This window comes from Cupriavidus sp. R6-3, assembly GCF_059772245.1.
Window position 1 is genome coordinate 20,382 of the sequence record NZ_JCBAJO010000028.1, and the last position, 16,831, is coordinate 37,212.

16 protein-coding genes are annotated in these 16,831 nt (G+C 66.7%); 6 read left to right on the plus strand and 10 right to left on the minus strand.

The window, feature by feature from the left end; translation table 11 throughout:
- Nucleotides 1-31: 31 nt before the first annotated feature.
- From AC6EI8_RS07930 to AC6EI8_RS07960, 7 genes are all read right to left on the minus strand, one after another.
- Nucleotides 32-2,113 carry a 3-hydroxyacyl-CoA dehydrogenase NAD-binding domain-containing protein gene (locus AC6EI8_RS07930; protein WP_149318799.1) on the minus strand — a complete coding sequence of 694 codons (2,082 nt, stop codon included), beginning with the start codon at nucleotides 2,111-2,113 and terminating at the stop codon, nucleotides 32-34.
- A 323-nt stretch (nucleotides 2,114-2,436) separates the two neighbouring features.
- On the minus strand, nucleotides 2,437-3,150 hold the full coding sequence (locus AC6EI8_RS07935; protein ID WP_498381675.1) for an ABC transporter ATP-binding protein: 714 nt from the start codon (nucleotides 3,148-3,150) through the stop codon (nucleotides 2,437-2,439).
- Complete coding sequence (locus tag AC6EI8_RS07940) at nucleotides 3,150-3,974, minus strand: ABC transporter ATP-binding protein (protein WP_149318801.1); 825 nt, start codon at nucleotides 3,972-3,974, stop codon at nucleotides 3,150-3,152. Before AC6EI8_RS07940 ends, AC6EI8_RS07935 begins: the two co-directional genes overlap by 1 nt.
- Complete coding sequence (locus AC6EI8_RS07945) at nucleotides 3,971-5,284, minus strand: branched-chain amino acid ABC transporter permease (RefSeq protein WP_498381676.1); 1,314 nt, start codon at nucleotides 5,282-5,284, stop codon at nucleotides 3,971-3,973. The genes AC6EI8_RS07940 and AC6EI8_RS07945 overlap by 4 nt, the downstream gene beginning before the upstream one ends.
- 4 nt (nucleotides 5,285-5,288) lie before the next feature.
- A complete protein-coding gene (locus tag AC6EI8_RS07950; RefSeq protein ID WP_498381677.1) occupies nucleotides 5,289-6,236 on the minus strand; it encodes a branched-chain amino acid ABC transporter permease in 948 nt (315 codons plus the stop codon).
- A 169-nt stretch (nucleotides 6,237-6,405) separates the two neighbouring features.
- Nucleotides 6,406-7,644, minus strand: coding sequence for a branched-chain amino acid ABC transporter substrate-binding protein (locus AC6EI8_RS07955; protein ID WP_149318803.1), 1,239 nt, complete (start codon nucleotides 7,642-7,644; stop codon nucleotides 6,406-6,408).
- 158 nt (nucleotides 7,645-7,802) lie between these two features.
- Nucleotides 7,803-9,428, minus strand: a complete 1,626-nt coding sequence (locus AC6EI8_RS07960; RefSeq protein WP_150082975.1) for a 3-(methylthio)propionyl-CoA ligase — start codon at nucleotides 9,426-9,428, stop codon at nucleotides 7,803-7,805.
- A gap of 439 nt (nucleotides 9,429-9,867) precedes the next feature.
- Between AC6EI8_RS07960 and AC6EI8_RS07965 the strand changes: the two genes are divergently transcribed.
- From AC6EI8_RS07965 to AC6EI8_RS07985, 5 genes are all read left to right on the plus strand, one after another.
- Nucleotides 9,868-11,535: a protein adenylyltransferase SelO gene (locus AC6EI8_RS07965; RefSeq protein WP_498381678.1), complete on the plus strand. Its 1,668-nt coding sequence runs from the start codon at nucleotides 9,868-9,870 to the stop codon at nucleotides 11,533-11,535.
- A 118-nt stretch (nucleotides 11,536-11,653) separates the two neighbouring features.
- Nucleotides 11,654-12,094: a peptide-methionine (R)-S-oxide reductase MsrB gene (gene msrB, locus AC6EI8_RS07970; RefSeq protein WP_149318806.1), complete on the plus strand. Its 441-nt coding sequence runs from the start codon at nucleotides 11,654-11,656 to the stop codon at nucleotides 12,092-12,094.
- An 86-nt stretch (nucleotides 12,095-12,180) separates the two neighbouring features.
- A complete protein-coding gene (locus AC6EI8_RS07975) occupies nucleotides 12,181-12,744 on the plus strand; it encodes a septation protein A (protein WP_149318807.1) in 564 nt (187 codons plus the stop codon).
- Between the two features lie 16 nt (nucleotides 12,745-12,760).
- A complete protein-coding gene (locus tag AC6EI8_RS07980; protein WP_223819562.1) occupies nucleotides 12,761-13,090 on the plus strand; it encodes a BolA family protein in 330 nt (109 codons plus the stop codon).
- Between the two features lie 75 nt (nucleotides 13,091-13,165).
- A complete protein-coding gene (locus AC6EI8_RS07985) occupies nucleotides 13,166-13,960 on the plus strand; it encodes a peptidyl-prolyl cis-trans isomerase (RefSeq protein ID WP_149318808.1) in 795 nt (264 codons plus the stop codon).
- A gap of 169 nt (nucleotides 13,961-14,129) precedes the next feature.
- Here AC6EI8_RS07985 and AC6EI8_RS07990 read toward each other — a convergent pair whose 3' ends face one another.
- From AC6EI8_RS07990 to AC6EI8_RS08000, 3 genes are all read right to left on the minus strand, one after another.
- Nucleotides 14,130-14,732, minus strand: coding sequence for a DUF1439 domain-containing protein (locus AC6EI8_RS07990; RefSeq protein WP_149318809.1), 603 nt, complete (start codon nucleotides 14,730-14,732; stop codon nucleotides 14,130-14,132).
- 82 nt (nucleotides 14,733-14,814) lie between these two features.
- Entirely contained in the window at nucleotides 14,815-15,015 is a 201-nt protein-coding gene (locus AC6EI8_RS07995; RefSeq protein WP_149318810.1) for a SlyX family protein, read from the minus strand.
- Nucleotides 15,016-15,510: 495 nt separating this feature from the next.
- Entirely contained in the window at nucleotides 15,511-15,699 is a 189-nt protein-coding gene (locus AC6EI8_RS08000; protein ID WP_498381679.1) for a hypothetical protein, read from the minus strand.
- On the opposite strand from AC6EI8_RS08000, the gene AC6EI8_RS08005 reads away from it, so the two are divergent.
- Nucleotides 15,676-16,701, plus strand: coding sequence for a DMT family transporter (locus AC6EI8_RS08005; RefSeq protein ID WP_149318811.1), 1,026 nt, complete (start codon nucleotides 15,676-15,678; stop codon nucleotides 16,699-16,701). The genes AC6EI8_RS08000 and AC6EI8_RS08005 overlap by 24 nt on opposite strands.
- The last annotated feature ends 130 nt before the right edge of the window (nucleotides 16,702-16,831 follow it).

The window sequence follows — 16,831 nt, forward strand, 5'->3', positions numbered from 1 at the left end:
TCGCCGTTGTCGCCGTGGCCGCCGTCGCCGCTCAGCCGTTGAAGCCCTTGCCCTCGGCCGCCAGCTTCTTGAGCAGCGGCGCCGGCTCCCACGCTTCGCCGTGGTAGCCCTTGGCATAGCGCTGCATCGACAGCAGCACGTTGTACAGGCCGACCTGGTCCGCGTACAGCATCGGGCCGCCGCGATGCAGCGGGAAGCCGTAGCCGGTCAGGTAGACCATGTCGATGTCCGAGGCCTTCGAGGCAATGCCTTCCTCGAGAATCTTCGCGCCTTCATTGACCAGCGCGTACACCAGGCGCTCGACGATCTCCTCGTCCGAGATCTTGCGGCGCGTGATGCCGAGATCCTTGGAATGCTGGACGATCATCTCGTTGACCTGCTGGTTCGGATACGGCTTGCGGTCGCCCGGCTTGTAGTCGTACCAGCCCGCGCCGGTCTTCTGGCCGAAACGGCCCATCTCGCACAGCAGATCGGCGGTCTTCGAATACTGGATGTCCGGCTTTTCCACCGCGCGGCGCTTGCGGATGGCCCAGCCGATGTCGTTGCCGGCCAGGTCGCCCATGCGGAACGGGCCCATCGCGAAGCCGAACTTCTCGATCGCCTTGTCGACCTGCTCGGGCAGCGCGCCCTCGTCCAGCAGATAGCCGGCCTGGCGGCTGTACTGCTCGATCATGCGGTTGCCGATGAAGCCGTCGCAGACGCCCGACACCACCGCGGTCTTCTTGATCTTCTTGGCGACCTGCATGACCGTGGCCAGCACGTCCTTGCCGGTCTTGTCGCCGCGCACCACTTCCAGCAGCTTCATCACGTTGGCCGGGCTGAAGAAGTGCATGCCGACCACGTCCTGCGGACGCTTGGTGAACGAGGCGATCTTGTTGACGTCGAGCGTCGAGGTGTTCGAGGCCAGGATCGCGCCGGGCTTGGCGACTTCGTCCAGCTTCTTGAACACGGTTTCCTTGACGCCCATTTCCTCGAACACCGCCTCGATGATCAGGTCGGCGTCCTTGATGTCGTCATAGGACAGCGTGGTCGACAGCAGGCCCATGCGCTGCTCGACCTTCTCCTGCGTCAGCTTGCCCTTCTTGGCGCTGTTCTCGTAGTTGCGGCGGATCGTCGCCACGCCGCGGTCCAGCGCTTCCTGCTTGGTTTCCAGCACCGTGACCGGGATGCCCGCGTTCAGGAAGTTCATCGAGATGCCGCCGCCCATGGTGCCGGCACCGATCACGGCGACCTTCTCGATCTTGCGGGTCGGCGTGTCCGACGGCACGTCGGGAATCTTGCTGGCGGCGCGCTCGCCGAAGAAGGCATGGCGCAGCGCGCGCGATTCCGGCGTATTGACCAGGAACATGAAGCCTTCGCGCTCCAGGCGCAGGCCCTCGTCGAAGGGCTTGAGCGAAGCGGCCACGGCCTCGACGCACTTGCCCGGCGCCGGGAAGTTCTTCGCCACGGCGGCAACGGTGTTCCTGGCGAAGGCGAGGAAGCCCTCGGCGTTTTCATGGCGCACCTTCAGGTCGCGCACCTTCGGGTGCGGGCCGGGCGCGGACGCCGCCTTGCGCGCAAAGGCGATCGCGGCGGGCAGCACGTCGCCTTCCACGATCTCGTCGAACAGCTTGGTGCCGGCGAACTTCTCCGACGGTACCGGATTGCCGGTCACGATCATGTTGAGCGCGGCCTCCAGGCCGATCACGCGCGGCAGGCGCTGCGTGCCGCCGGCGCCCGGCAGGATGCCCAGCTTGACTTCGGGCAGCGCGATCTGCGCACCCTTGGCGGCGACGCGGTAGTTGCAGCCCAGCGCCAGTTCCAGACCGCCGCCCATCGCCACCGAATGCACCGCGGCGACGACAGGCTTGGTCGAATTCTCGATCACCTTGATCACCGAATGCAGCGTCGGCTCCTGCGTCGCCTTCGGCGTGTTGAACTCGCGGATATCGGCGCCACCCGAGAACGCCTTGCCGGCGCCGGTGATGACGACCGCCTTGACCGCGGCATCGTCCAGCGCACGGGTCATGCCTTCGACGATGCCAAGCCGGGTGCTGTGACCCAGGCCGTTGACAGGGGGATTGTCGAGCGTGATGACGGCGATGCCGTCCTGAACCTGATACTGCGCTGTCATGCTGGTTCCTTTGGTGTCTTGGTTGTCTCGGGATTCGAATTCTCGAATATTGTTTTTACTTCGGCTGCGCCATGGGCACCCCTGGAATGGTACGCGCGAGCGGCCGGCCCGGGAGGCGCAGCGAAACAAGCATACACAAAATAGAACGGTCGTTCAATTTCTATTTTGGAGGAGAAATTCGCCGCTGCAGGCACAAAAAAAGCGCGCCATGCGGGGGCTGCATGGCGCGCCTTCATGGCATGCATGGTCGAAACGGAAGCGGTCGAATAACAGCCGCTTCACAGCCTCTCTAGCGGCCTCTTCAACAGCCTGTTCCGGGGCCCTCAAACCTCCAACCACTCCTTGCGCACCTGCGCATTGCCCTTGAGTTCGGCTGGCGTTCCCTCGAAGACGATATGGCCGTGGCCCATCACGTAGACGCGCTGCGAGATGTCGAGCGCGATCGCCAGTTTCTGCTCGATCAGCAGCACCGAGACGCCGCGCTCCTTCAGCACCTTCAGGTAGTCGGCGACCTGGCCGACGATCATCGGCGCCAGCCCTTCGGTGGGCTCGTCGATCAGCACCAGGTCGGGGTCGCCCATCAGCGTGCGGCACAGCGTCAGCATCTGCTGCTCGCCGCCGGACAGCACGCCGGCCGGCGTGTTCTCGCGCTCCTTCAGGCGCGGGAACAGCGCGAACATGTCGTCGGTGCTCCAGCGCGGCCGGCTCTGGCGCGGATTCGGCTTCTCGCCCAGCAGCAGGTTCTGGCGCACCGTCAGCGTGGGGAAGATGTCGCGGTTCTCGGGCACGTAGCCCACCCCCAGATGCGCGATCTCGAAGGTGCGCCGCCCGAGGATCTCGTCGCCGCGAAAGCGCACCGAGCCCTCGGACTTGACCATGCCGAGGATGGCCTTGGCCATGGTCGAGCGCCCGACCCCGTTGCGCCCCAGCAGCGCGACGATCTCGCCCTCGTCGATATGCAGATCGACGCCATGCAGGATATGGCTCTTGCCGTAGTAGGCGTGCAGCCCCTGCACTTCCAGCATGCGCTTGCCCATCAGTGCGCCCCCTCGCTTGCACTTGCGCCCACCGCGCCCGCGCCTTCGCCCCCGCCTTCGCCCTCGTCCAGCGTTGTGCCCAGGTAGGCCTCCTTGACGCGGCGATCGTTGCGGATGGCCTCGGGCGTGCCGGTGGCGATCACCTCGCCGTAGACCAGCACGGAGATGCGGTCCGCCAGTCCGAACACCACGCTCATGTCGTGCTCGACCATCACCAGCGTCTTGCCCACGGTCACTTTGCGGATCAGCTCGACCGCATGGTCCGACTCCGAGCGGCTCATGCCGGCGGTCGGCTCGTCCAGCAGGATCACGTCGGCGCCGCCTGCGATGGTGATGCCGATCTCCAGCGCGCGCTGCTCCGCGTAGGTCAGCAGGCCCGACTGCGTATGGCGCCGGTGCTGCAGGCCGATCAGCTCCAGCACCTCCTCGGCCCGTTCGCGTGCGTCGCGCAGCTCGGACAGCCGGTGCCAGAACGAGTACTTGTAGCCCAGCGCCCACAGCACCGCGCAGCGCAGGTTCTCGAACACCGTCAGCCGATGGAAGATGTTGGTGATCTGGAAGCTGCGCGACAGCCCCTTGCGATTGATCACGAAGGGCTGCAGGCCGCCGATCTCCTCGCCATTGAGCCGCACCGAGCCCGAGGTCGGCGCGAAGCGGCCGGAGATCAGATTGAAGGTGGTGGACTTGCCCGCGCCGTTGGGGCCGATCAGCGCATGGCGCTCGCCGCGCGCGATGTTCAGCGTCACGCCGCGGATGATCTCGGTCTGGCCGAAGCGCTTGCGCACATCGGTCAGTTCCAGCGCCGCCGTGGTATCCCGCCTCATGCCGCTCCTCCCGCGATTTCCGCCTGCACCTTGTCCCAACGCAGGCGCGCCTGCCCCACCGTGAAGCGCCATGCGGCCAGCCCCACCAGCCACAGCGCGGCCGCCACGCCCCACGGCACCAGCGTGCCGGCGTCGAACGCAATGCCGAACAGCGACATCGCGGTGCCGTTGGCGCTGTCGACCTGCACCTTGTAGACCAGCTCGACCGTCAGGATGATCGCCGCCAGCAGCACCACCCCGGCCAGTGCGCACAGCCCGTAGGACGGCAGCATCTGGCGGAACTTGCCGCGCGCCACCAGCGGCAGCTGCATCATCAGCAGGCTGGCGAGCCCGCCCGGCACGAACATCACCATCAGCACGAAGAACAGGCCCAGGTAGAGCAGCCAGGCCTTGGTCAGGTCCGACAGCGCGACCGCGAACAGCACGAACACTACCGCGCCGATGATGGGCCCGAAGAAGAAGCCGGCGCCGCCGATGAAGGCGGCCAGCAGCACGCCGCCGGAGCGCACCGCGCTGACGTTCTCCGCCGACACGATCTCGAAGTTGATGGCCGCCAGCGCGCCCGAGATGCCGGCGAAGAACGCCGACAGGATCAGCACCAGGTAGCGCACGCGCTGCGTGTTGTAGCCGATGAATTCGGCGCGCTCGGGGTTGTCGCGCACCGCGTTGGCGATGCGGCCCAGAGGCGTCTGCGTCCATGCGTACATCGCCGCCATCGACAGCAGGCACCAGATCGCGATCAGGTAATAGACCTGCCGGCCCGGCCCGAAGGTGATGCCCAGGAACGGCTCGCCGACCACGCGGTTGGTCGAGATGCCGCCCTCGCCGCCGAAGAACTCCGGGAACATCAGCGAGCTGGCGAACACCATCTCGCCGATGCCCAGCGTGATCATCGCGAAGGTCGTGCCGGACTTCTTGGTCGTCACGTAGCCGAAGATGACGCCGAAGAAGGCGCCCGCCAGGCCACCGACCAGCGGCAGCAGCGACACCGGCATCCACACCGTGCCGGCGCCGGCCATGTTCAGCACATGGACCGCGATGAACGCGCCCAGCCCCGAGTAGACCGCGTGCCCGAACGACAGCATGCCGGTCTGGCCGAGCAGCATGTTGTACGACAGCGCGAACACGATCATGATGCCCATCTGCGACATCAGCGTGATGGCAAACCCGCCGGTGAAGATCAGCGGCAGCACCAGCATCAGCAGCGCCGTGGTGCCCCACAGCACCCAGCGGCCCAGATTCAGCGGCCGGTAGCGCATCGTGCCGCCGCTCAGCGCGGTGTCTTGCGTGCGTTGCATCGTCGATTCCATCGCCTCAGCTCTCCCGGGTTCCCATCAGGCCGCGCGGGCGGAAGATCAGCATCACGACCAGCAGCAGATACGGCAGCACCGGCGCGACCTGCGCCACCGTCAGCCGCCACAGCGAATAGAACGGCGTTTCGTTGGTCACGTTCAGCCCCAGCGAATTGAACATGCCGGCCAGCGACGCGTCGATGGTGACCGCGAAGGTCTGCAGCAGCCCGATCAGGATCGACGCGATGAACGCCCCGACCAGCGAGCCCATGCCGCCGACCACCGCCACCACGAACACGATCGAGCCGACCGCCGCCGCCATCGACGGCTCGGTGACGAAGGCATTGCCGCCGATCACGCCAGCGAGGCCTGCCAGCGCCGCGCCGCCGCCGAACACCAGCATGAAGACGCGCGGCACGTTGTGGCCCAGCGCCTCGACCATCTCGGGATGCGTCAGCGCGGCCTGGATCACCAGCCCGATGCGCGTGCGCGTCAGCACCAGGTAGATCGCCACCAGCATCGCCAGCGACACCAGCATCATAAAGGCGCGGTACTTGGGGAAGGCCGAGGTGAAGACCGTGAACAGCGGGCCGTCGAGCTCGGCCGGGATCCGGTATGGCACCGCCGCCAAACCCCACACCAGCTTGACGCCCTCCTCGATCAGGTAGGCCAGGCCGAAGGTGAACAGCAGCTCGGCGACGTGGCCGTACTTGTGCACCGCCCGCAGGCCGAAGCGCTCGACCAGGGCGCCCGCCACCGCCACCAGCAGCGGCGCGACGATCAGCGCCGGCCAGAAGCCGATCGTGGTCGAGATCGAATAGGCGAAATAGGCGCCGAGCATGTAGAAGCTCGCATGCGCGAAGTTCAGCACGCCCATCATGCTGAAGATCAGCGTCAGGCCCGACGACAGCATGAACAGCAGCAGCCCGTAGCTGATGCCGTTCAACAGCGAGATGATGAAGAATTCCACAGCCAGTCCTTCCATCTGGCGCCGGGCTGGCGGCATGCGCCGCTGGCCGGCGAAGGCGAAGCGAGGGCGGGCGCGGCGGCCGTATCTGTGCCCCCAGGGGCCGGCAGCATACCACCGGCACTGGCGGGCATCGACTCCACGGGCGCGCCGCGCGTGGCGCGTCCGGAAATCAGCCTGGACGCTTCATCTGGCAGGAGGTGGGTTGGGCGGCGACATGCGCGTCCAGCACCGCGTTGGTCTTCCAGCCGTAGCCGGTGTTTTCCTGGTCGTACTTGACTTCCTTGCCGTCGACCTTGGTCCAGGTGGCGATGGTCAGCGGCTGCTGGGCCTGGTGGTCGGTCGCGCGCATCTCGACGGTGCCGTTCATGCTCTCGACCTTGATGCCCTCGAGCGCCTTGGCGACCTTGACCGGGTCGGTCGACTTGGCGGTCTGGAACGCCTTGCTGAGCATCGCGATGCCGGTGTACGAGGCCATCACGTAGAAGTCGTCGTTGTACTTCTTCTCGTAGCCTTCGATGACCTCCGAGCCGCGGAAGCCCTTGTTGTTCGGGTTGTAGTAGCCGACATAGCGCACGCGCTCGGCCCCGGCCGCGCCCATCGCGGTCGGCACGCCGGTGGTGGCCGCGTAGTAGGTGTAGAAGTTGGCGTTCAGCCCGGCGTCCTTGGCGGCCTTGATCAGCAGCGCGAGGTCGCTGCCCCAGTTGCCGGTGATCACGGTATCGGCGCCGGCCGCCTTGATCTTCGCCACGTAGGGCGAGAAGTCCTTGACCTGCGCCAGCGGGTGCAGGTCCTCGCCGACGACCTGGATGTCGGGACGCTTGCGCTTCAGGTATTCCTTGGCGGCGCGCGCGACCTGGTGGCCGAACGAGTAGTTCTGGTTGATCAGGTAGACCTTCTTGACGTTCTGGTCCTGCGCCAGGTAGGTGGTCAGCGCCTCCATCTTCATGTCGGAGTTGGCGTCCAGACGGAAATGCCAGTAGTTGCATTTCGAGTTGGTCATGTCCGGATCGACTGCCGCATAGTTCAGGTAGATGATTTCCTTGCCGGGATTGCGCTCGTTATGCTTGGCCACCGCGTCCTGCAGCGCCAGGCCGACCGACGAGCCGTTGCCCTGCACCACGTAGCGGATCCCCTGGTCGACCGCCTGCTTCAGGATCGTCAGGCTCTCCTGCGGCGACAGCTTGTTGTCGAATCCCACGACCTCGAACTTGTGCCCGCCGGCCCAGTTCTTCTGATTGGCCAGCTCGGCGACGTACTGCCAGCTCTTGAGCTGGTTCTGGCCGACCGGCGCCATCAGGCCCGACAGCGGATCGATGAACGCGATCTTCACCGTATCCGCCGCGGCGGCCCCCGGGCCCAGCGCAGCGAGCAATGCCACACCGGCGACGAGCGGACGCAATCTGATCATGGTTTGTCTCCTTCTCTCTTTCTCTCGTTGGCTATCGTGATGAGCGGGCGACCGGGGCTGCCGCTTGTCGCGCGGCTTTTCCCATGGGCCCGTTTGCTTCTACGGTGGCGCCACCGAGGGCGCCGCCGCTGCTGCACGTGCTCTGCGACGGCCCTGCCTCAGGCCGTCGGCAGCCGATAGTCCTTGAACTGCTCGCGCAGCTTGAGCTTCTGCATCTTGCCGGTGGCCGTCAGCGGGATCTCGTCGACGAAGGCCACATCGTCCGGGATCCACCATTTGGCGACCTTGCCCTCGAAGAAGGCCAGCAGCTCCTCGCGCGTCAGCTCGGTGCCGGGCTTCTTCATCACCACCAGCAGCGGCCGCTCGTCCCACTTGGGATGGTGGACCGAGATGCAGGCGGCCATATGCACCGCCGGATGCGCCGCGGCCACGTTCTCCACGTCGATCGACGAAATCCATTCGCCGCCGGACTTGATCACGTCCTTGCTGCGATCGGTGATCTGCATGTAGCCGTCGGCATCGATGGTGGCGACGTCGCCGGTCGGGAACCAGCCGTCGACCAGCGGCGAGCTGTCGCTGCGGTAATAGCGGTCGATGATCCACGGACCGCGCACCATCAGGTCGCCGAAGGCCTTGCCGTCCCACGGCAGCTCGCGGCCCTCGCCGTCGACGATCTTCATGTCGACGCCGTAGATGACGCGTCCCTGCTTCTCCAGGATGGCCTGCTGCTGCTCGGGCGGCAGCGCCAGATGCTTGTTCAGCAGCTTGCACGTGGTGCCCAGCGGCGACATCTCGGTCATGCCCCAGGCATGGATCACCTCGACGTCGAGCGCGTTCAGCGCCTTGATCATCGCCGGCGGCGCGGCCGAGCCGCCGATCACCGTGCGCTTGAAGCTGGAGAAGCGCAGCTTGTTGGCCTGCACGTGCTGCAGCAGGCCGAGCCAGACCGTCGGCACGCCGGCCGAGAAGGTGACCTGCTCCTGCTCGAACAGCTCGTACAGCGAGGCGCCGTCGAGCTTGGCGCCGGGGAACACCAGCTTGGCGCCGACCAGCGGCACCGAGTACGGCAGGCCCCAGGCATTGACGTGGAACATCGGCACGACCGGCAGGATCACGTCCTTGGCCGAGCAGCCGAGCGCGTCCGGCAGCGCCGACGCATACGAATGCAGCACCGTGGAGCGATGCGAATAGAGCGCGCCCTTCGGATTGCCGGTGGTGCCGGATGTGTAGCAAAGGCTGGACGCGGTGTTCTCGTCGAAGCTCGGCCAGCTGTAGTCGCCGTCCTGGCTCTCGAGCAGATCCTCGTAGCACAGCAGCGGCAGCTTCGATTCGGCCGGCAGATGCGCCCGGTCGCTCATCAGCACCCAGCCCTTGACCTGCGGGCAATGCGGCGCGAGGCCTTCGACCAGCGGCAGGAAGGTCAGGTCGAAGAAGACGTAGCGGTCCTCGGCGTGATTGACGATATAGGCCAGCTGCTCGGGGAACAGCCGCGGGTTGATCGTGTGGCAGACCGAGCCCATCCCCGACACGGCGTAATAGATCTCGAGATGGCGGTAGCCGTTCCACGCCAGCGTGCCGACCCGCTCGCCGGGCTGCACGCCCAGCTTGCCCAGCGCTTGCGCCAGCTTGCGGGCGCGCAGCTCGCAATCGCGGTAGGTATAGCGGTGGAGATCCCCTTCGGTGCGCCGCGAAACGATTTCGGTGCTGCCGTAATGGCGGGCGGCGTGGGTGATGATGGAGGAAATGAGCAGCGGCGCGCCCATCATTTGTCCCATCAATGCCATGGGAATGGTCTCCTGTATCGGTTGCCATGTCCGCCGCGGCGAGGCCGAGAAGCGAACAATCGTTCTTTTTTTAGGCCGACCAAAACCTTCCAGCGGAAGGCGTCGACAATCACGCTCGCGCTGCCCGTTCATGCACTACCCCGGTGCACTGCGGGCGAGCCAGCGGGCGACATGACGGGAAGACTGCCGGTGATGGCCGCGCCGCGATGGGAACCAGCGGGAATAAGCGGGTACAAGCGGGAACACCGGCCGCGGCGCCGCGGTCAGACCAGGGAAAATGCGGCGTGCAAGTACAATACTGCCAGCCATGTTGCACCTCAACATGTCGTTTTCCCTAGCCTGCAAGCGCACTTCCAGGCAGGCCACCGATTGCAGGCTGTTGCACCGCGCCGGTCCCAGCCCCTGCCCGCCCGGCGCGTGATGCCAAGGCCCTGATCTCATGTCCTCTCGTCCGTCTTCCGCTTTGCCTCCGTCGGGGTCCACTCCGGCGTCCGACGATTCCCTCGTTTTCACCGGACTCGACGCTTCGGCCGGGACGAGCGCGAATCCCGCCCCGAGCGAACCGCCCTTCTCCGTGGCGCCCGGTTTTGCCGCGCTCGGCGAGCGTTTCTTCACGCGCCTGCAGCCGACCCCGCTGCCCTCGCCCTACCTGGTCGCCGTGGCCCCGGCCGCGGCGGAACTGCTCGGCTGGCAAGCGGGCGACGCGACCAGTCCCGACCAGGCGCCACCGCTGCAGGACTTCGCCGAGATCTTCATCGGCAACCGCGTGCCCGGCTGGGCCGATCCGCTGGCGACGGTCTACTCGGGCCATCAGTTCGGCGTCTGGGCGGGCCAGCTCGGCGACGGGCGCGCGATCCGGCTGGCCGAGGCGCAGACCGCGAACGGTCCGTGGGAGATCCAGCTGAAGGGCTCGGGCAAGACGCCGTATTCGCGCATGGGCGATGGCCGCGCGGTGCTGCGCTCGGCGATCCGCGAATACCTGTGCTCCGAGGCGATGGCCGCGCTGGGCATTCCGACCACGCGCGCACTGTGCATCGTCGGCTCCGACGCGCCGGTGCGCCGCGAGACCATCGAGACCGCCGCGGTGGTGACGCGCCTGGCGCCGACCTTCATCCGCTTCGGCCACTTCGAGCATTTCGCCGCGCACGACGACGTGGCCGCGCTGCGCCAGCTGGCCGACTTCGTCATCGACCGTTTCATGCCGGAATGCCGCGACCGCGTCGGCGGCGAGACCGTCAGCCCCTACCAGGCGCTGCTGCGCGAGGTGTCGCTGCGCACCGCCGACCTGATGGCCCAGTGGCAGGCCGTGGGCTTCTGTCACGGCGTGATGAACACCGACAATATGTCGATCCTCGGCCTGACCATCGACTACGGCCCGTTCGGCTTTCTCGACGCCTTCGACGCCAACCATATCTGCAACCACTCGGACAACCAGGGCCGCTATGCCTACAGCCAGCAGCCGCAGGTCGGCTTCTGGAACCTGCATTGCCTGGCGCAGGCGCTGCTGCCGCTGTGGCTCGAGCGCGAGGACGGGCAGGCGCCCACCGAGGCCGCCAAGGAGGCCGCGATCGAGGCCGCGCATGCCGGGCTCGATCCCTTCCGCGACCGCTATGCGCTGCGCTTCTTCCAGCTCTATCGCGCCAAGCTGGGCCTGGCCAGCACCGGCATCGACGACAGCGCGGACGAGGCGCTGCTGACCGACCTGTTCCGCCTGCTGCATACCCAGCGGGTCGACTACACCTTGTTCTGGCGCAACCTCGCCCGCATCTGCTCGGCGGACGGCAGCCGCGACGCGCCCGTGCGCGACCTGTTCATGGACCGCGCCGGCTGGGACGCCTGGGCCGAGCGCTACCGTGCCCGCCTGCGCGCCGAGAACTCGGACGACGCGGCCCGCGCGGTGTCGATGCTGGCCGTCAATCCGAAGTACGTGCTGCGCAACCATCTGGCCGAGGTGGCGATCCAGCGCGCCAAGGAGAAGGACTTCAGCGAAGTGCAGCGGCTGCTGGCGGTACTGTCGCGGCCGTTCGACGAGCAACCCGAGGCCGAGTCGTATGCCGCGTTGCCGCCCGACTGGGCGTCCGGTATCGAGGTAAGCTGTTCGTCCTGATCGACCTGATCGACCTGACCGCACCGATCGTTCTGGCATCGCCCGATATTGGCCGATATAGACCGAAATCGCCCCCAAACACCGACCGTCCGATCGTCCCCCAACGAGGATCCGCATCATGCCCGTCAACAAGACCGAAGCCGAATGGCGCGCGCAACTGTCCGACATCGAATACCGGGTCACGCGCGAGGCCGCCACCGAACGCGCCTTCACCGGCCGCTACTGGGACCACTGGGAGCCCGGCATCTACCGCTGCGTGGGCTGCGGCACGCCGCTGTTCGAGTCCACCACCAAGTTCGACGCCGGCTGCGGCTGGCCCAGCTATTTCCGGCCCATCAACGGTGAGGTGATCGACGAGCAGGTCGACCGCAGCCACGGCATGGTCCGCATCGAGGTGCGCTGCAAGGAATGCGGCAGCCACCTGGGCCATGTCTTCGAGGATGGCCCCGCGCCGACCGGCCTGCGCTATTGCATCAATTCGGCTGCGCTAAAATTCGACGACCGCGAGCCCGAACCGGGCGACGCCGACGACGCCGGCAAATCCGGCAACCCTGGCTGACCCGCGGCGCCGACCCTGCGGCCAGGCCCCACGATAACGATTCCGCGATGCCGCCCGCCGGCATCGCCTTCCCCTGACGGACCCGCATGAAATTTCTGTTCGACCTGTTCCCGGTCATCCTGTTTTTCGTCACCTTCAAGCTGGCGGGCATCTTCGCCGCCACGGCGGTCGCCATCGCGGCGACCATCGTGCAGATCGGCTGGGTCTGGCTGCGCCACCGCAAGGTCGAACCGATGCAGTGGATCAGCCTGCTGATCATCGTGGTGTTCGGCGGCGCCACGCTGCTGCTGCACAACGAGACCTTCATCAAGTGGAAGCCGACCGTGCTGTACTGGCTGTTCGCGGTCGCGCTGCTGGCGTCCGCCGCGATCTGGCGCAAGAACCTGATCCGCGCCATGATGGAAAAGTCCGTCAAGCTGCCCGATCCGGTCTGGGGCCGCCTCAATACCGCCTGGGCCGGCTTCTTCGCCGTGATGGGCGTGCTGAACCTGTGGGTGGCCTACCAGTTCTCGACCGACATCTGGGTCAATTTCAAGCTGTTCGGCAGCATGGGCCTGATGCTGGTCTTCATCGTCGCGCAAAGCCTCTGGCTGTCGCGCCATATGCACGAAAACGCGCCGGAAAAAGCGCAGGAAAGCGCCCGCGATTGAGCGGGGCCATCGAACCATGAACGACGTCTCTTCTTCGTTGCCTGCCGAAGGTACCCCCCACAGCGCCGCCGGCGACACCGCCGCGCAGATCGATGCCCTGCTGCGCGCCGAACTCGCCCCCTCGCAACTGACTGTGCGCGACGACAGCGCGCTGCACGCCGGCCATCCGGGCGCCGCCTCGGGCGGCGGCCACTATCATGTCACCATCGTCAGCGAACGCTTCGCCGGCGCGAGCCGGGTTGCCCGGCATCGCATGGTGTATGATGCGCTGCGCAGTCTCTTCCCCATGCGGATCCATGCCCTGGCAGTGTCCGCATTCACCGAGCAAGAGTATTCCGCGCAATGACCATCATCCGCGCGGTGTCTGCACAAGCCTCTGCATAATCGTCCAGCCTTCCCCAGACTTCCCAACACTGATTCCATGAAGACCACTGTCCTCTCGTTCAGCCTGGCGGCTGTGCTTGCCGCTGGCAGCTTGCCCGCACTCGCCCAGAATGCCGCCGTCGTCAATGGCAAGGGCATTCCGTCGGCCAAGCTCGACAAGCTGATCGCCGGCACCGGCCAGCCGGATTCCCCGGAGCTGCGGGATCGCGCACGCAACATGCTGATCGATCGCGAACTGCTGGTGCAGGAAGCGACCAAGCGTGGCGTGACGCAAAACCCGGACGTGCAGGAGCAGCTGGAACAGGCCCGCCTGAACGTGCTGGCCGGCGCGGTGTTCGAGGACTATGTTCGCACCCACGGCACCAGCGATGCCGAGCTGCGCAAGCAGTACGACAAGATCAAGGCTCAGTTCGGCAACGGCAAGGAATACCGCGCCCGCCATATCCTGGTCGAGAAGGAGTCGGAAGCGCAGGCCATCATCGCCAAGATCAAGGGCGGCGCCAAGTTCGCCGACGTGGCCAAGGCCTCGTCGAAGGACCCCGGCTCGGCCGCCAACGGTGGCGATCTGGACTGGGCCAGCAGCAACAGCTATGTGCCCGAGTTCTCGGCCGCGATGGCCGGCTTGAAGAAGGGCCAGATGACCGAGACCCCGGTCAAGACGCAGTTCGGCTGGCACGTGATCCTGCTCGAGGACGAGCGCGAGACCAAGATCCCGACCTTCGAGGAAGCCAAGCCGCAGCTGCAGCAGATGCTGATGAGCGACCAGAACTGGCAGCGCGAGCAGTTCCAGTCGATGATGAAGTCGCTGCGGGACAAGGCCAAGATCCAGTAAGGCTGCCTGCCCTGGCGCCCCGGTCAAGGCCGGGCGTCGACGAGAAAACCGGCGCTTCATGCGCCGGTTTTTCTTTGGGGCCTTTGGCCTTTGGCCTTGGGTCTTGGGCCTTGGGGCCTCGGGCCCTTGCCGCCCAATGCGGGCATTCGCCCCGCGCGATCTCCGCCCCCTACTTCGTCTCGATCTTCACCGCGATGCCGTCCTCCGTCACGGTGATCGCGCCGGGCTCGACCTGCTTGCCGTTGACCTGCAGTTCCTCGGGCTTGAAGGTGTGCAGCGGATAGTCCTTCAGCAGTTCCTGCGCCACCAGATTGCCCACCGCATTGAGCTGCGCGCTGTATTGGCCCGGCACGCCGTCGACCTGGACCTGCTCGACGGTCGGGTTGTCGAGCAGCACGGCACGCTTGACGGGGTCGTAGCGCAAGCCGCTGTTCAGGGCCAGCGTGCCATTGACCGGCGGCGCCGGCAGCAGGCTGTTGGTCAGTTGCGCGTCGACCTGCGTGGTGATCCGGTTGCCCACCGCATCGAGCGTCAGCCGCGGCCGGGTCAGCCGGACGTCGAGCACCTGGGCATAGCGCAGCGTCGCCGGAAAGCGGCCTTCGACGGCGCGCTGCAGCTCCTGCCTGGTGAAGGTGTATTCGCCCGTCCAGATGTTGTAGCCGGCAAGGGCCGCGCCGGACAGGACGCCAAGGCCCAGTGCCGCGGCGGCGGCCGTGGCCGCCAGGGGTCGCCGGATGCCCCGGCGGCGGCCATGCGAAGAGATCGAAGACATGCGCGATGCTGGAGTGGTCACCTCGGTCAGACCCGGGCGGCGTCCCGGCGTTCCACCATCGGCAAATCAGCGCCGTGGGCGCTCAGTAATGCGGCGGGATTTCCTGCACCGATCCGTCGGCGGCGGTGCCGGTGGCCGCGGGCAACTGCTGGTAGAGCGCCTGCATCTGCTCCTGCAGCAATTCGATCTGCCGCTGCTGCCTGGCGACGGTCAGGTTCAGCGTTTCCAGCAGGTCTTCCTGGAAGGCCAGCTTGACCTCCAGCTCGGTGATTCGCGATTCCATGAGGTCCTCCAATGCCAGATGTCAGACATGCGCGCAGGCATGTGCCCGCGGGGCGCGCATTGTACCGGACCGGCGCACCGGTCCGGGCGCAAGCGCGGGCGGGTTGTCAGCACATCATAGAGCGTGTACGCTAGCGCGAGTCGTGCCGCGGACGGCATTCGATGTTCATCGACGGTTCGTCGATTGATAGTCGATTGATAGTCAATCCTACCCGCCGCCGGCGCACCGGCCGTCCCATGACGGTCGTGTGACGGTTTTCCACCCCCTTCGGTTCCATTTGGGTTCCATGACGCCTGTACGCCGCGCTTCCTCGATTGCCGATCCGGTCTTTCTGGCCGGTGGCACGCGCGCGTCGGCACCTCCCCCTGTTTCTCCTGTCTGGTCGCCGCCGGCCGCTGTCGGGTCGCCGCCCGCTGCGGTCGTGGCTGGCGTAGCACCGCCGCGCGCTGTCGTGGCCGGTGTTGCACCGCCGCCCGCGGCCGTCCTCGGCTGATCTCAGCCGACCCCCAGTCTTCCGTCTGACCGTGCGCGCCCGGCGCGCGCGAACGCCTTTGCTGCCTGCTCGATGCCGCGCATCTCGACGATGCCCGGCTCGCATTCGCCACCGGCGTTCGCCCACGGTCGACCGAAGCCCGTCACACCCAATGACAGGTGAAACAGATGAACTTCCAAAGATTCGCGCATGCGGCGCGATCGACCTTGTCCCTGCTGTCCTTGTCGGCGCTGTCGTCGGCGCTCTCGTCCCGACTGAGCTCGTCCCGATCGAGCTCGTCGCGGCTGACCTCGTCCCGATCCTCCTCCTCCCGACCGTCGCTGCGCTCGCGCGTCAGGCTGCCGGATGCCTGGGCCGCCCACGGCTCCACCGCGCTGTTCGTGCTGCTGTGGAGCAGCGGCGCGATCGTCGCAAAATGGGGCCTGGCCTATGCCTCGGCCTTTGCCTTCCTGACGCTGCGCTTCGTGCTGGCCTTCGGCGTGCTGCTGGCGATCGCCGCATGGCGGCGCCGCTGGCTGCCGGAGCCCGGGCAGCGCGCGCGGGTCGCGATGGTCGGGCTGCTGCTGACCGGCTGCTATTCGATCTGCTATCTGCTCGCGCTGGACCGCGACGTCACGCCCGGCATGCTCGCCACGCTGCTCGGCGCCCAACCCATCCTGACGCTGCTGCTGACAGAGCGCCGCTTCTCGCCGCTGCGGCTGGTCGGGCTGATGCTGGCGCTGGCGGGGCTGGTGATGGTGGTCTACCAGGGCATCGGCATCGCCGGCACGCCCGTGGCCGGCATGCTCTATGCGCTGACCGCGCTGGCCACGATGACGGCCGGCACCATCGTGCAGAAAGGCATCCGGCAGGCGCCGATCGACGTGATGCCGTTGCAATACGGCATCGCGCTGCTGATGTGCCTGGCGCTGCTGCCGTTCGAGCCGATCCACGTCTCGCTGACGCCCGCGCTGCTGCTGCCGCTCGGCTGGATGGCGCTGGTGATCTCGATCGGCGCGACGCTGCTGCTGTACCGGATGATCCAGGGCGGCAATCTGGTCAATGTGACCAGCCTGTTCTACCTGGTGCCGGCCGGCACCGCGGTGCTCGACTATCTGATCCTGGGCAACCGGCTGGCGCCGCTGGCGCTGGGCGGCATGGTCACGATCCTGCTCGGGCTGGCGCTGGTGTTTCGCAACAGGCCGGGGGGCTGATTCGTGCCCTGCGCCGTCTCCGTCGCCGTCTGAACGACGCCTGCATGACCTCTGAACGATGTCTGAACGGCGCTTGAACGCCGTCCCAACTGGCACCCAAGACGCCGTCCCAGCGCCGTCCCAGCGCCGT